The sequence below is a fragment of the Vibrio sp. H11 genome, from assembly GCF_004804295.1.
In the GTDB taxonomy this organism is placed as follows: Bacteria; Pseudomonadota; Gammaproteobacteria; order Enterobacterales; family Vibrionaceae; genus Vibrio; species Vibrio ostreae.
Map to the genome: position 1 here is coordinate 169,756 of NZ_SSHN01000008.1, position 15,427 is coordinate 185,182.

At 50.3% G+C, this 15,427-nt stretch carries 13 protein-coding genes; 11 read left to right on the forward strand and 2 right to left on the reverse strand.

Annotation, left to right across the window (positions count from 1 at the left end; genetic code table 11):
• Genes ptsP through E6C74_RS14010 form a run of 4 tightly spaced genes read left to right on the forward strand, consistent with a single transcriptional unit; the run spans position 1 to position 4,762 of the window.
• On the forward strand, positions 1-2,247 hold the full coding sequence (gene ptsP / locus E6C74_RS13995) for a phosphoenolpyruvate--protein phosphotransferase (protein WP_136486252.1): 2,247 nt from the start codon (positions 1-3) through the stop codon (positions 2,245-2,247).
• Between the two features lie 9 nt (positions 2,248-2,256).
• Positions 2,257-3,051 (forward strand): sulfite exporter TauE/SafE family protein, encoded by a 795-nt coding sequence (locus E6C74_RS14000; RefSeq protein WP_136486254.1) that lies wholly within the window; start codon positions 2,257-2,259, stop codon positions 3,049-3,051.
• 34 nt (positions 3,052-3,085) lie between these two features.
• Positions 3,086-3,901, forward strand: a complete 816-nt coding sequence (gene lgt / locus E6C74_RS14005; protein WP_136486256.1) for a prolipoprotein diacylglyceryl transferase — start codon at positions 3,086-3,088, stop codon at positions 3,899-3,901.
• A 9-nt stretch (positions 3,902-3,910) separates the two neighbouring features.
• Entirely contained in the window at positions 3,911-4,762 is an 852-nt protein-coding gene (locus E6C74_RS14010; protein WP_136486258.1) for a thymidylate synthase, read from the forward strand.
• Between the two features lie 186 nt (positions 4,763-4,948).
• Here E6C74_RS14010 and E6C74_RS14015 read toward each other — a convergent pair whose 3' ends face one another.
• Complete coding sequence (locus E6C74_RS14015; protein WP_136486260.1) at positions 4,949-6,097, reverse strand: Na/Pi symporter; 1,149 nt, start codon at positions 6,095-6,097, stop codon at positions 4,949-4,951.
• A gap of 415 nt (positions 6,098-6,512) precedes the next feature.
• On the opposite strand from E6C74_RS14015, the gene nhaR reads away from it, so the two are divergent.
• Both nhaR and E6C74_RS14025 read left to right on the forward strand, forming a co-directional pair.
• Positions 6,513-7,403, forward strand: coding sequence for a transcriptional activator NhaR (nhaR, locus tag E6C74_RS14020; RefSeq protein ID WP_136486262.1), 891 nt, complete (start codon positions 6,513-6,515; stop codon positions 7,401-7,403).
• A gap of 252 nt (positions 7,404-7,655) precedes the next feature.
• Positions 7,656-7,952, forward strand: a complete 297-nt coding sequence (locus E6C74_RS14025) for a metalloregulator ArsR/SmtB family transcription factor (protein ID WP_136486264.1) — start codon at positions 7,656-7,658, stop codon at positions 7,950-7,952.
• Positions 7,953-8,148: 196 nt separating this feature from the next.
• Here the strand turns inward: E6C74_RS14025 and rpsT are convergent, their stop codons facing one another.
• Positions 8,149-8,409: a 30S ribosomal protein S20 gene (rpsT, locus tag E6C74_RS14030; RefSeq protein ID WP_136486266.1), complete on the reverse strand. Its 261-nt coding sequence runs from the start codon at positions 8,407-8,409 to the stop codon at positions 8,149-8,151.
• Positions 8,410-8,667: 258 nt separating this feature from the next.
• Here rpsT and murJ point away from each other — a divergent pair, with 258 nt between their 5' ends.
• From murJ to fkpB, 5 genes are all read left to right on the forward strand, one after another.
• Positions 8,668-10,230 (forward strand): murein biosynthesis integral membrane protein MurJ, encoded by a 1,563-nt coding sequence (gene murJ / locus E6C74_RS14035; protein ID WP_168797032.1) that lies wholly within the window; start codon positions 8,668-8,670, stop codon positions 10,228-10,230.
• 71 nt (positions 10,231-10,301) lie between these two features.
• The gene (gene ribF, locus E6C74_RS14040; RefSeq protein ID WP_136486268.1) at positions 10,302-11,237 is read left to right on the forward strand and encodes a bifunctional riboflavin kinase/FAD synthetase; all 936 of its coding nucleotides are present in this window, start codon (positions 10,302-10,304) and stop codon (positions 11,235-11,237) included.
• 63 nt (positions 11,238-11,300) lie between these two features.
• Positions 11,301-14,147: an isoleucine--tRNA ligase gene (gene ileS / locus E6C74_RS14045; RefSeq protein ID WP_136486270.1), complete on the forward strand. Its 2,847-nt coding sequence runs from the start codon at positions 11,301-11,303 to the stop codon at positions 14,145-14,147.
• 15 nt (positions 14,148-14,162) lie between these two features.
• The gene (gene lspA / locus E6C74_RS14050; protein WP_136486272.1) at positions 14,163-14,666 is read left to right on the forward strand and encodes a signal peptidase II; all 504 of its coding nucleotides are present in this window, start codon (positions 14,163-14,165) and stop codon (positions 14,664-14,666) included.
• 324 nt (positions 14,667-14,990) lie between these two features.
• Positions 14,991-15,422, forward strand: a complete 432-nt coding sequence (gene fkpB / locus E6C74_RS14055) for an FKBP-type peptidyl-prolyl cis-trans isomerase (protein ID WP_136486274.1) — start codon at positions 14,991-14,993, stop codon at positions 15,420-15,422.
• Positions 15,423-15,427: the final 5 nt, after the last annotated feature.

A 15,427-nucleotide genomic window follows, 5' to 3' on the forward strand; every position in this document is an offset into this window, starting at 1 on the left:
ATGCTCTCTCAGCTACGGGATATAGTTGAACAAGTTTCAAAGGTAGAAGATGTCTATCAGGCGTTGGATATTTTTGTAAAGCAGACATGCAGTGCGATGAGCACTGAATGTTGTACTGTCTATCTCGCCAATGAGGAGATGCATCGTCTCGAACTGATGGCAACCCAGGGCCTGAAGTTCAAAGGGGATAAAATCCTGATCGACTTTGATGAAGGCCTGGTTGGCCTGGTCAAACGTTCTGCTGAGCCGATTAACCTGGCGGAAGCGTCTAAACACCCCAATTTCAAATATTTCAAGCAGCTTGGTGAAGAGGTGTACCAGTCGTTTCTTGGTACACCGATCATTTACCGTAAACAGGTGCTGGGCGTGCTGGTTGTGCAGCAAAAATCGCCACGTCTGTTTAGCGAAATGGAAGTCTCTTTCCTGGTCACTCTGGCGGCTCAGCTGGCCGTGATTATTGCCCATGCCCAGACCCAGGGTCACTGGCTGCTGAGTAAAAAGCAGCAGGCCATTAGTGGTATTCCGGCTTCATCCGGGGTGGCAATTGGCGAGCTGTGGTGGGATGACTCACAGCCACAGCTGTACGATGTTGCCCCTGCCTCTACCCTTGATATGGATCGTGAACAGGAGTGGCTGGCGCGTGCAATTGAAAGTGCACTGGGCGATTTTCGTAAAATGCGTAAAAAGCTCGACAGTGAAATCAATAAAGAAGCCCTGGCGATCTTCGACCTGTTTACCCACTTACTCAACGATCCGATGTTGCGTAAGGATCTTAAAGCGCAGATCCTCAAAGGTGATCGCGCGGACTGGGCGCTGCGTCAGGTGGTGGAATCTTATTCCAACCGTTTTGCCCGCATGTCTGACAACTATTTGCGTGAGCGGGCCCAGGATGTGCGTGAACTAGGTCAGCGCCTGCTCTTTTTCCTCTACAACACCGAACATGAACAGCAGCAGATCGACAAGCCGATTATCCTGGTGGTGCGCGAACTGACAGCGTCGGTTCTGGCTGCTATGCCAAAAGATAAGTTACTGGCTGTGGTCTCGATGGAAGGGGCGGCCAACTCTCACGCGGCGATTTTATCGCGTGCGCTGGGGATCCCGGCCATAATGGGGGTATCGCTTAATCTTAAGCAGATTAACGGCAAAACCGGGATTGTCGATGGCTACAGCGGTAAGCTGTTTATCTCTCCGGCCAGACAGATTCTGGCTGAATACCGCTCTCTGGCTAATGAAGAGCGTGAATTGTCGCAAATGGTCAATGAGGCCATGGCGGAGCCGGCGTTTACCGAAGATGGTCAGCGTATCGAATTGCTGCTCAATGCGGGCCTGAGTGCCGACACCAATATAGCCGTCAATCAGGGCGTCGATGGGGTCGGGCTATACCGTACCGAAATTTCGTTCCTGCTCCAGCACCGTTTCCCGTCCGAAGAGGAGCAGATTCAGCAATACCGTACTGTGCTCTCGGCCTACCCTGACAAGCGGGTGGTGATGCGTACACTCGATATCGGTGGTGATAAACCGTTGCCATACTTGCCGATTGAAGAGGATAACCCGTTCCTGGGCTGGCGCGGGATTCGCTTTACTCTCGATCACCCGGACATCTTTCTCATTCAACTGCGGGCCATGTTGCGCGCCAGTTGTGAGCATCATAATCTGAGCATTCTGCTGCCGATGATCTCTGGTACCAAGGAACTCGATGATGCGATCAAACTTATCCATCAGGCCTATGAAGAGAGCGTTAAACTCGACGCCCGGGTTCGTATGCCGGAAATCGGCATCATGGTTGAAGTGCCTTCTATGTTGTACCTGTTACCGTTGATCGCCGATAAAATCGACTTTGTTTCGGTGGGAACGAATGATCTGACCCAGTATATGTTGGCCGTCGATCGGAACAATTCCCGGGTTGCTGATGTCTATGAGTCGATGCATCCTGCGGTGGTGATGGCACTTAAGCAGATCCAGCAGATCTGTGAGCGTCACAACATTCCGGTTTGTGTGTGTGGTGAGTTGGCGGGTGACCCGATTGGCTCGCTACTGTTGATTGGTCTGGGCTATCAGGCCCTGAGTATGAACACTTCTAACGTGGCTCGGGTTAAATATCTGATTCGTCATTCCGAGCTGACCGAGCTGAGTGCGCTTGCTGACAAAGCGCTGATGCAACCTTACGGAAAAGAAATTTATAATATGATGCTGGCTTATTTCGAGGACAAAGGCTTTGCCGGCTTCGTACGTGCGGGAAAAAAATAGGAACAGAATGTGAATATAGAATTAATGGCCCTGTTGCTGTTATTGGGGTCAGTGGTCGGTGTGCTGGCGGGTTTGCTGGGCATCGGCGGCGGGCTGGTGGTAGTACCGGCTCTGCTGTTTCTGTTGCCTTATGCCGGAATTACACCGGACATTATCATGCAATTGGCTTTAGCGACCTCGCTCGCCACCATCATAGTGACCTCTGGCTCATCTGCAATCAATCATCTTAAACTGGGTAACGTCGACATGTTTGTCGTCAAATGGCTACTACCCGGCGTGCTGGCTGGTGGTTTTCTTGGCTCGGTGATCGCAGAATGGATCCCAAGTGAGTATCTGCCAAAAGTGTTTGGTGTCATTGTTGTGCTACTGGCGCTGCAGATGTTCCGCTCGATCAAATCAACCCGAACGCGACCGATGCCGGGGGCGGCGCTGACTGGTCTGTACGGCAGCGGCATCGGTATTGTCTCCAGCCTGGCCGGGATTGGCGGCGGTTCTTTGTCCGTACCTTTCCTCAATCACCACGGCGTCGAGATGCGAAAAGCGGTCGGTTCTTCTTCTGTGTGTGGCTGTATGATTGCGATTGCCGGTATGCTTGGTTTTGTGTTGCATGGCTTTCATGCCCAAGGGCTGCCTAAGTACAGTGTGGGTTATGTTTATCTGCCTGCGCTGGTGGCCATTGCCTCAACCTCAATGCTGACTACCCGGATCGGCGCCCGGTTGGCTACCCGTTTACCTACCGCGGTTCTGAAGCGTTTCTTTGCCGTTTTTCTGATGTTCGTCGCTGTATCTATGTTGATGCAATAATCTGATTTATCCAAAAACAAGAGAATACTAATTTATGTCTCAGGGCTATTTTGAGTTTCCTAATATTGACCCCGTCATTTTTTCTATCGGGCCAGTTTCTGTGCGCTGGTACGGCATGATGTATCTGGTTGGTTTCCTGTTTGCTATGTGGCTGGCGAACCGCCGGGCCGATAAGCCGGGAAGTGGCTGGAATCGTGAGCAGGTGTCTGATCTGTTGTTTGCCGCTTTCCTTGGGGTAGTGATCGGCGGCCGGGTTGGCTATGTGCTGTTCTACAACTTCGAGATGTTCCTGGATGATCCGCTTTACCTGTTTAAAGTGTGGACCGGCGGCATGTCATTTCATGGCGGTCTGCTTGGCGTTATTACGGCCATGTTCTGGTATGCGCATAAAAATCAGCGCACCTTGTTTGGTGTGGCGGATTTTGTCGCACCGCTGGTGCCGTTCGGCCTGGGGATGGGGCGCTTAGGTAACTTTATGAATGGTGAGCTATGGGGACGAGCGACCGATCTGCCTTGGGGGGTTGTGTTCCCAGGGGCGGGGCCGCTGCCGCGTCACCCATCCCAGTTGTACGAATTTGCTCTGGAAGGCGTGGTGCTGTTCTTTATTCTCAACTGGTTTATTAAGAAGCCTCGTCCTTTAGGCTCGGTATCAGGGCTATTTTTGGCCGGATATGGTACATTCCGCTTCCTGGTTGAATTTGTCCGTGAACCGGATGCCCAGTTAGGCTTGTTTGGCGGTATCATTTCAATGGGGCAAATTCTTTCCACACCAATGATTTTTGGCGGCGTACTCTTAATGGTATGGGCCTACAAACGCGGCCGGTTCCAGGATCAGGCTGCGGCGAAGTAAGGGTTAGTAGTGAAACAGTATTTAGATCTTTGTCAGCGCATCGTCGATGAAGGCGTATGGGTTGAGAATGAGCGCACCGGTAAACGTTGTCTGACGGTGATTAATGCCGATCTCACTTATGATGTGGCTAATAACCAGTTTCCACTGGTGACCACCCGGAAAAGCTTCTGGAAAGCGGCAGTGGCTGAGTTACTGGGCTATATCCGGGGTTATGATAGTGCGGAAGATTTTCGCAAACTGGGGACGAAAACCTGGGATGCGAATGCCAATCTCAATCAGGCATGGCTGAATAATCCGTATCGCAAAGGTGACGATGACATGGGGCGGGTATACGGTGTACAGGGCCGCGCCTGGGCCAAGCCGGATGGTGGTCATATCGACCAGTTAAAAAAGATTGTTGATGATCTGAGTCGCGGTGTTGATGATCGCGGCGAAATTCTTAATTTTTACAATCCGGGTGAGTTTCACATGGGCTGTTTGCGTCCGTGTATGTACAGTCATCATTTTTCTCTGCTGGGTGATACCTTGTACCTGAACAGTACGCAGCGTTCGTGTGATGTTCCGCTCGGGCTGAACTTTAACATGGTTCAGGTGTATGCGTTTTTGGCCATCATGGCGCAGATTACCGGTCATAAGCCGGGGCAGGCATTCCACAAGATTGTCAATGCGCATATCTATGAGGATCAGCTTGAACTGATGCTTGATGTTCAGCTCAAGCGCGAGCCGCTGACAGCGCCGCAGTTCCACATTAACCCGGATATCAAATCGTTGCACGATCTGGAAACCTGGGTGACGCTGGATGATTTTGAAGTCACGGGGTATGAATTCCATGACCCGATTCAGTATCCGTTCTCGGTCTGACCCTGCTGTCCGCTACAGACAAGAAAACGCCGCTTGTTAGCGGCGTTTTCTTGTCTGTAGCAACCTATTTTTGCCTGAGTCAACTTATCGGGCGGCGACAATCTATAGTAAGGCTGAGCCTTCCTGATTCAGTTAATAAAAAAGCGCTTCCAAGGGAGAGCGCTTTGATCAGAGTCAATGGGGCGCTTAAGAGCTCAGCGCCAGAATCACACCCGGAAGCAGGATAAACAGTGATAGCAGATACAGCGCCACTACAGCTTTGTTTTTGACGGCCATTTCTGACAGCGCATCTGCGCCTTTCAGTGGCAGTTCACGCAGGAAAGGCACGCCGTAAATCAGTACCGTTGCCAGGACATTAAAGGTCAGGTGTACCAGAGCTATTTGCAGGGCAAACACCGCGAACTCACCGGAGACCGCCGTTGCTGCCAGCAGTGCTGTGATACAGGTACCAATGTTTGCGCCCAGAGTGAATGGATACACTTCGCGTACTTTCAGCACGCCAGTACCCACCAGAGGAACCATCAGACTGGTTGTGGTTGATGACGACTGAACCAGAACGGTAACTACGGTGCCGGAAAAAATTCCGTGCAGCGGTCCGCGGCCGATGGCGTTTTTCAAAATGTCACGAGCGCGACCCACCATCAGGCTCTTCATCAGTTTGCCCATCACAGTGATAGCGACAAAGATGGTCGCAATACCCAGTACGATAAGGGCTACACCACCTAGCACGTCCCCGAATGAGGCAAACTGATCTTTCAGCGCGCTGATCACAGGTTTGGTGATTGGTTTAATGAAGTTGAGCCCTTTCATGCTCATGTCGCCCGTTGCCAGCAGAGGTGATACCAGCCAGTGGGAGATTTTTTCCAAAATGCCGAACATCATTTCCAGTGGCAGGAAGATGACGACTGCCAGCACGTTAAAGAAGTCATGAATCGTGGCGCTGGCAAAAGCGCGCTTGAACTCTTCTTTACAACGCATGTGGCCAAGACTGACTAGGGTGTTGGTGACTGTTGTGCCGATATTAGCACCCATCACCATCGGAATGGCGGTTTCAACTGGCAGGCCTCCGGCAACCAGACCAACAATAATAGAAGTTACGGTACTGGAAGACTGAATCAGTGCGGTTGCGACCAGGCCTATCATCAGGCCAGCAATCGGATGGGAGGCAAATTCAAACAGGACTTTAGCCTGATCACCTGTGGCCAATTTAAAGCCACTGCCCACCATAGCCACCGCTAATAGCAGCAGATACAGCATGAAACCCAAGTTTGCCCAGCGCAGCCAACGTGTGGTACTTGAAATTGGCGCAGCTGCGGAAGTTGCTTGGTTGATCATTGTTTTCTCCATTGACCCTTGGATATTGTGTGGTCGGTTGTTGAATCTGTGCGCGATAGTAGAGCGTGAATATTGCAGTAATATGACAGAACGCTTTCAAATCGAGTGGTTTGTCATTTAGCTCATTTTTTGTACTGACTGGCTTGGTTGATTGTTTTGTAATTAACTGTTTTTAAGTTGTTTTTTTTGATTGAACTCTGCCGCTGGGGAAAGAAAAAATTTTAACGCTCAGCTCCTTTTTAGCCATTTTGGCGATAAAATTTATGTCAGCACTGTCATATTGAAAGGGATTTGTTTCGTAATTACTGAGTTTTTTGTGTATTTGCTTCGAAAATATCGAGTTTGTTGCGAAGCGGTCAGGGCTTCTGTTATAAACAAACTCACTCACTAGGTTTATCAATGACTGGCAATTACTATGTCTCATCTTAATTACAACCATCTTTATTATTTCTGGATGGTGTGCAAACAAGGTTCCGTGACTAAAGCTGCGGATGCACTGTTTCTGACTCCGCAAACGGTTACCGGCCAGATCAAAGCGCTGGAAGAACGCATGGCGGGCAAGCTGACTAAGCGCAACGGACGCAGCCTTGAGCCAACGGAACTGGGTCAGTTAGTCTTTAAATATGCCGACCGCATGTTTGGCCTCAGTTACGAAATGTTGGATATTGTGAATTACAGTCAGCGCAATAATGTGTTGTTTGATGTTGGCGTAGCCGATGCTCTGTCGAAACGGCTGGTGAGTAAAATCCTGATGACCACAGTGCCGGCTGACAACAGCATCCATTTACGCTGTTTCGAATCGACCCACGAAATGCTGCTGGAGCAGTTATCACAACATAAACTGGATATGATCTTGTCGGATTGTCCGGTGGATTCCGGTCAAAGCCCGGGTTTATTCAGTAAAAAGCTCGGTGAGAGTCATATGGGCTTTTTTTCCAGCGGCAGTCTGGATAACAGTGATTATCCGGCGGTACTGGAACAGCGTAAATTATTGATCCCGGGCAGTCGTACAGCGATGGGGAGAAAAGTACGCCAGTGGTTTGATCATCAGGGAATCCAGCCCAATATTCTGGGCGAATTTGATGACGCAGCGTTAATGAAAGCATTTGCCCGCTATCATCCCGAGGTGATTTTTATGGCTCCGCTGATGTATATGAATGAGATGGAGCAGGAATTGTCGCTGCAACTGGTCAGCCGGATTGAAGAAATTAAAGAGGAATACTACGTTATTTTTGCCGAACGAATGATTCAGCATCCGGCGGTAAAGAATGTTTATGATGCTGATTTCAGCAATTTATTTGAATGAATATTTTATTACTGTTTACAAATAGATTACTATCACGCCACTGATTATCTCTTTGTAACCGCTTTCTTGGGCAATGATGATGTCGGTAATTTGAGGCGAACTGATGGACAGTCCGGGTTTTTTGACCCAGATTGTGGGATATCCATCATGACGGAAGTACGTAAGTACTTGGCGGTCAAGGACGCAGGCCGTTTGTGAATAAAAATAAATGCCATGGTTTGGCTGAAACGGTTATGTCAAAGAGGCTTACTCATGAACCTACAAGAAATGGAACAAAACTCCGCTCAGGCAGTGGTGCTGTTAAAGGCGATGGCGAATGAGAGACGGCTGCAGATCCTATGCTTACTGCATAATCAGGAGCTATCCGTAGGGGAACTGTGTGGCAGACTGGAATTGAGTCAGTCAGCGTTGTCACAGCATTTGGCCTGGCTGAGAAGGGATGGTTTAGTTGAGACGCGTAAAGAAGCACAAACTGTGTATTACACGCTCAGCAGTGATGAAGTAAAGTTGATGATTGAGTTACTGCATCGGTTGTACTGCGAGCCTTAATTTGGCCGTAGTGCCAGCGTTTTTGCTGTTATCCGTAGACAAGCAGGCAGGTTACGGAGATAAGAGCGCTGGGGCTACGATGCTATCGAGATGAATCATTGAGCTGAAAATCAGTAATTCGGTCGATAAAAAATGACAGGCAATAAAAAAACCGGCAGAAGCCGGTTTTTTTTATCACTGGGTTATCAAGTTCTGATTACAGAGCTTTGATAGCAGCAGCGAAACGAGACTTATGACGAGCTGCTTTATTCTTGTGAATAAGGCCTTTAGTTGCCATACGGTCCAGGATTGGTGTAACAGCTGCGAATGCAGCAGTTGCGCCTTCTTTGTCGCCTGCAGCGATTGCAGCAACAGTTTTCTTCATGTAAGTGCGCATCATTGAACGACGGCTAGCGTTGTGCTGGCGACGTTTTTCAGATTGGATAGCGCGCTTCTTAGCAGATTTACAGTTTGCCAAGGGTCTAACTCCCAAAAACTTTAGTTCGGTGACAATTTAAGGGCCGGAAATATCCCCTATTTGCACTTAATTGTCAAATGATTTGTGCAAAAACCCATCTAAGCCAAACAAGTTTGGTATCGGAAGGTCTTCGCGGTTAAGATGGCGTGGATTCTAACAGTATTTTTTTGCCAATGCTAATACTTATCTGATCTCTCACTGACATTATTTAGTGGCAGGGAAAGATAATGTTGTTTTCGCGTATTTTTCGAGGTTACCGTGAGTAAACGCTTGCTCAAGTCAGGCATGATAGTCAGTGCCATGACGTTGATTTCGCGCGTCCTGGGCCTGGTTCGGGACATAGTGGTCGCGAACTTGATGGGCGCAGGAGCCAGTGCGGATGTCTTTTTCTTTGCCAACCGCATTCCTAATTTTTTACGTCGTCTGTTTGCTGAAGGTGCTTTCTCGCAGGCTTTTGTCCCGGTTTTGACCGAGTATCACGCCAGTGGTGACCTCAATAAAACCCGTGAACTTATCGCCCGGGCCTCTGGTACGTTGGGGGTGCTGGTGACTATCGTTACTTTAATCGGGGTTTTGTGCTCGGGTGCGGTGACGGCTCTGTTTGGGGCGGGCTGGTTTCTGGACTGGCTCAATGACGGCCCGGCAGCCCCCAAATTCGAGCTGGCCAGTTTTCTGCTTAAGATTACCTTTCCTTATCTGTGGTTCATCACCTTTGTTGCGCTGTCTGGGGCGGTATTGAATACCCTGGGCAAATTTGCCGTGTCGTCTTTTACGCCAGTGTTTCTCAATGTCATGATGATCTTGTGTGCCTGGTTTGTTTCGCCAAACCTTGAGCAACCAGAAGTCGGCCTGGCAATAGGGGTATTTTTAGGCGGTCTGGTTCAGTTTTTGTTTCAATTGCCGTTTTTAATCAAGGCCGGTGTGCTGGTGAAACCCAAATGGGGCTGGAAAGATCCCGGAGTGGTTAAAATTCGCACATTGATGATTCCGGCTTTATTTGGTGTTTCAGTCAGTCAGATCAACTTGTTGTTCGACTCTTTTGTGGCCAGTTTTCTGCATACCGGCTCGATCAGCTGGTTGTACTATTCGGATCGCCTGCTTGAGTTTCCGCTTGGTTTGTTCGGTATCGCGATCGCGACCGTTATTCTGCCGGCGCTATCGCGTAACCACGTCGATGCACACAGCGATGGCTTTGCCCATACCATGGACTGGGGGGTGCGAATGGTTATTCTGCTGGGGATCCCGGCTATGCTGGGTCTGATGGTGTTAGCCAAGCCGATGCTGATGGTGCTGTTTATGCGTGGTGAGTTTACGCCGCAAGATGTGCAGATGGCATCGGCGTCACTGCTGGCCTATTCAGCTGGCCTGCTGAACTTTATGCTGATTAAAGTTCTGGCACCGGGTTACTACTCTCGCCAGGATACGCGAACCCCGGTCCGTTACGGCATCATTGCGATGCTGAGCAACATAGTGTTCAATGCCATCTTCGCCTGGTTTTACGGCTATGTCGGCCTGGCGGCGGCAACGGCTTTGTCTGCCTTCATCAATATGGCGCTGCTGTACCGTGGTCTGCATCTGCAAGGGGTATATCGGGTTTCGGCACATACCATGCGTTTTGTTATCCGTCTCGCGCTGGCCGGGGGCGCTATGGTCGCGGCCATTCTGTGGCAGATGCAAGCCATGTCTGTCTGGCTGGATTGGGGACTGATGCAGCGCGGCCTGATGTTAACAGCTCTGATCGCACTGGGGGCAATTGTTTATTTCCTCACCGCGTTAGTGCTGGGGATCCGGTTAAAAGATTTAAAAGCGGCGACAGATTAACGCTGATTAGGTTATAATCCGTCGGTTTCACACCAATATAACTGAGAACTATAGGTTTTAAGCGTATTCCAATGGAATTGATTCGCGGTATTCATAACATCAAAGCACAGCATAACGGCTGTGTACTGACTATAGGAAACTTTGATGGTGTCCATTTCGGTCATCAACAGGTATTAAATCAGGTTGCTGAGCGGGCAAAGCTGTTTGATCTGCCCTCGGTAGTGATGACGTTTGAACCGCAACCTATGGAGCTGTTCCTGAAAGACAAAGCTCCTGCCCGGTTAACAAGATTGAGAGATAAGTTTGTCCATATCGGCAAGCTGGGTATCGATCGTCTATTGTGTGTGAACTTCAACCACCACTTTGCCAACATCGAAGCGGAGGCATTTATCCGTGACTTGTTGGTGGCCCGATTGGGTGTTAAGTTTCTGGTGGTTGGCGATGACTTCCGCTTCGGCCGTGGCCGTAAAGGTAACTTTGCCATGCTTGAGCAGGCAGGTTTACGTTACGGTTTTGAAGTGGTCAGTACTCAGAGCTTCTGTTTACAGCAGTTGCGGGTCAGCAGTACTGCGATTCGTGAAGCTTTGGCCAGTGATGAGCTGGAGAGTGCGGCACACATGCTGGGGCGTCACTATAGTATCAGTGGGCGCGTTTCGCATGGTCGCAAACTTGGCCGGACGATAGGCTTTCCTACGGCTAATATTCCGCTCAAGCGCTGCGTATCGCCGGTTTCTGGTGTGTATGTGGTGCAAGCGTACGGCTTGGGCGAACAGCCGCTTGGCGGTGTGGCCAATATTGGCCAACGCCCGACAGTCAACGGGGTTCGTCAGCAGTTAGAAGTGCATTTATTCGACTTTCAGGGCAATTTATATGGCAAGCAGCTGGAAGTCGCGCTTTTACACAAGCTGCGTAATGAACACAAATTTGAGTCTTTTGAGGCTCTGAAACAGCAAATAGAATTGGATGCTGAGGCAGCAAGGGTGTGGCTGCGTCAGCTTAAGGGTTAACCGGTTGATTCCACCGGATACCATAATGTCTAACTTCGCCCAATATAACGGAATTAAGAATCGATGAGTGAGTATAAAGATACCCTGAACCTACCTGAAACAGGGTTTCCGATGCGCGGTAATCTGGCCAATCGTGAGCCAGAAATGCTTGAGCGTTGGTACAAAGAAGATCTGTACGGTGAAATCCGTAAAGCTAAAAAAGGCAAAAAATCTTTCGTATTACACGATGGCCCTCCGTACGCCAACGGTGATATTCACATTGGTCACGCACTGAACAAGATTCTTAAAGACATTATTATTAAATCCAAAACACTTTCAGGTTTTGACGCACCTTACATCCCGGGCTGGGACTGCCATGGTCTGCCAATCGAACTGATGGTTGAGAAGAAAGTGGGCAAGCCGGGCCAGAAAGTGACCGCGGCTGAATTCCGTGAAAAATGTCGTGAATACGCAGCCGGTCAGGTTGAAGGCCAGAAAGAGGGCTTCAAGCGTCTGGGTATCCTGGGTGAGTGGGATAAACCATATCGTACGATGGATTTTGCTACCGAAGCGAACATCATCCGCGCGCTGGGCAAGATTGCTGACAACGGCCACCTGCTGAAAGGTTTCAAACCGGTGCACTGGTGTACGGATTGTGGTAGTGCGCTGGCAGAAGCGGAAGTGGAGTACAAAGATAAGGTTTCTCCTTCTATCGATGTGCGCTTCAAAGCTGCGGATCAGGCAGCGGTACTGTCTAAATTCAGCCTGAGCGAAGGCCATGAAGGTCAGGGCGATATCTCAATCGTTATCTGGACCACTACGCCTTGGACACTGCCGGCGAACCGCGCAGTCTGTCTGCGTGATGATCTGGAATACGTTCTGATCCAAACCGAAGGCGAACAGCCTGAGCGTATTATTGTGGCGTCTGAGCTGGCGAAATCTGTGATGGATCGCGCCGGTATCGAGCATTTCCACTTCCTTGGTTTTACTAAAGGTGCGGATCTGGAACTGAGTCAGTTCAACCACCCGTTCTACGATTTCACTGTACCGGCGATTCTGGGCGACCACGTGACGACGGATTCTGGTACTGGTGTGGTTCACACTGCGCCTGGCCACGGTCAGGAAGACTTTGCGGTGGGTCAGCATTACGGTCTGGAAGTCGCCAACCCGGTGGGTTCAAACGGTGTCTATCTGTCCGATACCGAACTGTTCGCCGGTCAGCACGTATTTAAAGCCAACGATTCAGTGATTGAAGTGCTGAAAGAGCATGGTGCGCTGCTGCATCACCATGCCTACGAGCACAGCTACCCGCACTGCTGGCGCCATAAAACGCCAATCATTTTCCGCGCCACGCCGCAGTGGTTCGTGTCTATGGATCAAGCCGGTCTGCGTGAGCAGGCACTGAGCGCAATCAAAGGCGTTAAATGGATGCCGGACTGGGGTCAAAGCCGTATTCAGGGCATGGTGGAAGGCCGTCCTGAGTGGTGTATCTCTCGTCAGCGCACCTGGGGTGTGCCAATTGCCCTGTTCGTGCATAAAGAGACGGCTGAACTGCATCCAAACAGCGCGGCTCTGATTGAGCAGGTCGCACAACTGGTTGAGCAAAAAGGTATCCAGGCATGGTGGGATGTGGATTCTGCTGAACTGCTGGGCGCTGATGCTGACAACTATGAAAAAGTACTTGATACGCTGGATGTATGGTTTGACTCAGGTGTGACACACTACGCTGTGGTGGATAACCGTCCGGAGTTTAACGGCGCAGAAGCAGACATGTACCTGGAAGGTTCAGACCAACACCGTGGTTGGTTCCAGTCATCACTGATCTCATCAGTGGCGATGAAAGGTAAAGCCCCTTACAAAGAAGTTCTGACCCACGGTTTCGTGGTTGATGGTCAGGGCCGTAAGATGTCGAAATCGATTGGTAACGTGGTTGCTCCAAAAGATGTCACCAATAAACTGGGTGCAGATATTCTGCGTCTGTGGGTGGCTTCAACCGACTATACCGGTGAAGTTGCGGTATCGGATGAGATCCTGAAACGCAGCGCGGACTCTTACCGTCGTATCCGTAACACGGCGCGTTTCTTCCTGGCCAACCTGAATGGTTTTGATCCGGCAACGGACATGGTGGCACCACAAGAGATGGTGGCACTGGATCGCTGGGCCGTTGCTCGCGCTCTGGCGGCGCAACAAGAGATTGTCAAAGCGTACCAGGATTACAACACCCACGCGGTGGTGCAACGTCTGATGCACTTCTGTTCTATCGAAATGGGCTCATTCTACCTGGATGTGATCAAAGACCGTCAGTACACCGCAAAACGGGGCAGTAATGCCCAGCGCAGCTGTCAGACGGCGCTGTACTACATCGTCGAAGCTCTGGTTCGCTGGATGGCACCTATCATGTCGTTTACCGCAGATGAGATCTGGAATGACATGCCGGTTAACCAGCCAAACGGTCAAGCACGCGATAAATTCGTGTTTGTCAGCGAATGGTATGAAGGCCTGTTTGGTCTGAACGATGGTGAAGAGCTGAACAACGAATTCTGGACTGAAATCCAGAAAGTTCGTGGCGCTGTAAACAAGTTGCTGGAAAGCGCGCGTAATGAGAAAACCATCGGTGGCTCTCTGCAGGCGGAAGTGACTCTGTTCGCCAGCGATGAACTGGCGGCGATCATCAACAAACTGGATGACGAACTGCGCTTTGTTCTGCTGACCTCGCAAGCGAGCGTAAAACCGCTGGCTGAGAAGAGCGATGCGGCTCAGGCGACCGACATTGACGGCCTGTTCGTTCAGGTAAGCAAAACTGAAGCTGAGAAGTGTGATCGTTGCTGGCACCACACTCCGGAAGTTGGCACCATCAAAGGTCATGAAACTATTTGTGGTCGTTGCGTGTCCAACGTGGAAGGTGACGGCGAAATCCGTAAATTTGCTTAATCAAAGATAGGTTGCATGACGCAAGTACTTACACTTAAACAATCGGGAGTCCGCTGGCTGTGGCTGGCGCTCCTTGTCTTCGTTGCGGATATCGGCATTAAGCTGGTAGTCATGAACAGTATGGGGTTTGGCTGGGAGAACCGAATTGAAGTTCTGCCATTCTTTAACCTGCTGTACGTCCACAACTACGGTGCGGCATTCAGTTTTCTGAGTGACCAGGCCGGTTGGCAGCGCTGGTTATTTACCGCTATCGCCTTTGTGGTGGTGGGTATGCTGGCGTTCTGGATGCGACGCCTGCCAGCCAGCGACAAGTGGAACAACGTTGCTTACGCGCTGATTATTGGTGGTGCGGTCGGCAACGTGTTCGACCGGGTAGTGCACGGTTTTGTGGTCGATTATCTCGACTTCTTCTGGGGCACCTACCACTGGCCGGCATTCAACCTGGCTGACAGCGCAATCTGTATTGGTGCGGTCATGATCATTGCGGATGGTTTCCGCCCTAAGAAACAGACTGCCTAGATGACGAAGTCATAATAACCCTAAGCGCCGCCCGTTGATTCGGGGGGCGCTTTTTGTTATCTAACACTACACAGTGATCTGATAACTATATCTGGCAGTGCCGTTGATCTGTGCGCTGAACAGTTGCTGCGGATTGGCGACCGTAGCGGACTGCCCGCAGCCTGGGTAGCATGGCAAGCCAGTGAGAGATAGAGTCACACCCGCCATCACACCTCATCAGCAAGAAATGAGGTAATTGGCGTGCCGTCAGCCGCGTTACCTGAGCTGACAGACACCTCTGTAACGGCAAATGACTCCAATAACCCAACTTAAGGAAGCCTGAACGTGACTACGATTAGCCAAGACTCGGCAGTAACTCTGCATTTTACTATCAAACTTAAAGACGGTTCAGTGGCCGACAGCACCCACAATTTTGGCAAACCGGCCAAACTGGTCATCGGTGACGGTAGCCTGAGTGATAACTTTGAACAGTGTCTGCTGGGGCTGCAGGCTGGCGATAGCCAGTCCATTGAACTGGCGGCGGCTGATGCTTTCGGCGCCCCTAATCCGGACAACATTCACTACATGGATCGCAGCAAATTTGTCGGTGACGCGGAAGTGGAAGTTGGCACTATCATGGCCTTCAGCGGCCCCGATGGTATGGAAATTCCGGGTATTATTACCGACATTGCCGGTGATTCGGTCACTGTCGATTTTAACCACCCGCTCGCGGGCCAGGATGTCATTTTTGATGTTGAGATTTTGTCGGTCGAATAACGTAG